The 3028-nt window shown below is 53.0% G+C and carries 1 rRNA gene; it reads right to left on the bottom strand.

Features of this window, described 5'->3' with window-relative positions:
* Positions 1 to 18 precede the first annotated feature (18 nt).
* A 23S ribosomal RNA gene (locus LJF29_RS21040) occupies positions 19 to 2946 on the bottom strand.
* Positions 2947 to 3028 lie beyond the last annotated feature (82 nt).

Raw genomic sequence — 3028 nt, 5'->3', positions numbered from 1 at the left:
TGTGACATCATTAGAAATTAGGTTAAGTCCTCGATCGATTAGTATCTGTCAGCTCCATGTGTCGCCACACTTCCACCTCAGACCTATCAACCTGATCATCTTTCAGGGATCTTACTTCCTTGCGGAATGGGAAATCTCATCTTGAGGGGGGCTTCATGCTTAGATGCTTTCAGCACTTATCCCGTCCGCACATAGCTACCCAGCGATGCCCTTGGCAGAACAACTGGTACACCAGCGGTGCGTCCATCCCGGTCCTCTCGTACTAAGGACAGCTCCTCTCAAATTTCCTGCGCCCGCGACGGATAGGGACCGAACTGTCTCACGACGTTCTGAACCCAGCTCGCGTACCGCTTTAATGGGCGAACAGCCCAACCCTTGGGACCGACTACAGCCCCAGGATGCGATGAGCCGACATCGAGGTGCCAAACCTCCCCGTCGATGTGGACTCTTGGGGGAGATAAGCCTGTTATCCCCGGGGTAGCTTTTATCCGTTGAGCGATGGCCCTTCCATGCGGAACCACCGGATCACTAAGCCCGACTTTCGTCCCTGCTCGACTTGTAGGTCTCGCAGTCAAGCTCCCTTGTGCCTTTACACTCTGCGAATGATTTCCAACCATTCTGAGGGAACCTTTGGGCGCCTCCGTTACCTTTTAGGAGGCGACCGCCCCAGTCAAACTGCCCACCTGACACTGTCTCCCCGCCCGATAAGGGCGGCGGGTTAGAAGGTCAATACAGCCAGGGTAGTATCCCACCGATGCCTCCACCGAAGCTGGCGCTCCGGTTTCCAAGGCTCCTACCTATCCTGTACAAGCTGTACCAACATTCAATATCAGGCTGCAGTAAAGCTCCACGGGGTCTTTCCGTCCTGTCGCGGGTAACCTGCATCTTCACAGGTACTATAATTTCACCGAGTCTCTCGTTGAGACAGTGCCCAGATCGTTGCGCCTTTCGTGCGGGTCGGAACTTACCCGACAAGGAATTTCGCTACCTTAGGACCGTTATAGTTACGGCCGCCGTTTACTGGGGCTTCAATTCGCACCTTCGCTTACGCTAAGCGCTCCTCTTAACCTTCCAGCACCGGGCAGGCGTCAGCCCCTATACTTCGCCTTACGGCTTCGCAGAGACCTGTGTTTTTGCTAAACAGTCGCCTGGGCCTATTCACTGCGGCTCTCTCGGGCTTGCACCCTAACAGAGCACCCCTTCTCCCGAAGTTACGGGGTCATTTTGCCGAGTTCCTTAACGAGAGTTCTCTCGATCACCTTAGGATTCTCTCCTCGCCTACCTGTGTCGGTTTGCGGTACGGGCACCTCTCACCTCGCTAGAGGCTTTTCTTGGCAGTGTGGAATCAGGAACTTCGCTACTAAATTTCGCTCGCCATCACAGCTCAGCCTTATGGGAAACGGATTTGCCTATTTCCCAGCCTAACTGCTTGGACGCGGATATCCAATACCGCGCTTACCCTATCCTCCTGCGTCCCCCCATTGCTCAAATGGTGAGGAGGTGGTACAGGAATATCAACCTGTTGTCCATCGCCTACGCCTTTCGGCCTCGGCTTAGGTCCCGACTAACCCTGAGCGGACGAGCCTTCCTCAGGAAACCTTAGGCATTCGGTGGAGGGGATTCTCACCCCTCTTTCGCTACTCATACCGGCATTCTCACTTCTAAGCGCTCCACCAGTCCTTCCGGTCTGGCTTCACAGCCCTTAGAACGCTCTCCTACCACTGTTCGAAGAACAGTCCGCAGCTTCGGTGATACGTTTAGCCCCGGTACATTTTCGGCGCAGAGTCACTCGACCAGTGAGCTATTACGCACTCTTTAAATGGTGGCTGCTTCTAAGCCAACATCCTGGTTGTCTAAGCAACTCCACATCCTTTTCCACTTAACGTATACTTTGGGACCTTAGCTGGCGGTCTGGGCTGTTTCCCTTTCGACTACGGATCTTATCACTCGCAGTCTGACTCCCAAGGATAAGTCATTGGCATTCGGAGTTTGACTGAATTCGGTAACCCGGTAGGGGCCCCTAGTCCAATCAGTGCTCTACCTCCAAGACTCTTACCTTGAGGCTAGCCCTAAAGCTATTTCGGAGAGAACCAGCTATCTCCAGGTTCGATTGGCATTTCACCCCTACCCACACCTCATCCCCGCACTTTTCAACGTGCGTGGGTTCGGGCCTCCATTCAGTGTTACCTGAACTTCACCCTGGACATGGGTAGATCACCTGGTTTCGGGTCTACGACCACGTACTCATGCGCCCTATTCAGACTCGCTTTCGCTGCGGCTCCGCATCTTCTGCTTAACCTTGCACGGGATCGTAACTCGCCGGTTCATTCTACAAAAGGCACGCCATCACCCGTTAACGGGCTCTGACTACTTGTAGGCACACGGTTTCAGGATCTCTTTCACTCCCCTTCCGGGGTGCTTTTCACCTTTCCCTCACGGTACTGGTTCACTATCGGTCACTAGGGAGTATTTAGCCTTGGGAGATGGTCCTCCCGGATTCCGACGGAATTTCACGTGTTCCGCCGTACTCAGGATCCACTCTGGAGAGAACGAAGTTTTGACTACAGGGCTGTTACCTTCTATGGCGGGCCTTTCCAGACCTCTTCATCTACCTCGTTCCTTTGTAACTCCGTATAGAGTGTCCTACAACCCCAAGAGGCAAGCCTCTTGGTTTGGGCTAATCCCGTTTCGCTCGCCGCTACTCAGGGAATCGCATTTGCTTTCTCTTCCTCCGGGTACTTAGATGTTTCAGTTCCCCGGGTCTGCCTTCTCATATCCTATGAATTCAGATATGGATACCACTCCATTACGAGTGGTGGGTTTCCCCATTCGGAAATCTCCGGATCAAAGCTTGCTTACAGCTCCCCGAAGCATATCGGTGTTCGTCCCGTCCTTCATCGGCTCCTAGTGCCAAGGCATCCACCGTGCGCCCTTTCTAACTTAACCGTTAAAAAGAATCACTATGTGATATCTTGTGTTACTAATTGAATGTGATGTCTACTGTTATCTAGTTTTCAAAGAACACGTT

The organism is Bacillus sp. LBG-1-113, assembly GCF_020708615.1.
GTDB lineage: Bacteria > Bacillota > Bacilli > Bacillales > Bacillaceae > Bacillus > Bacillus mojavensis.
This window is presented reverse-complemented; position numbering and strand designations above follow the sequence as displayed.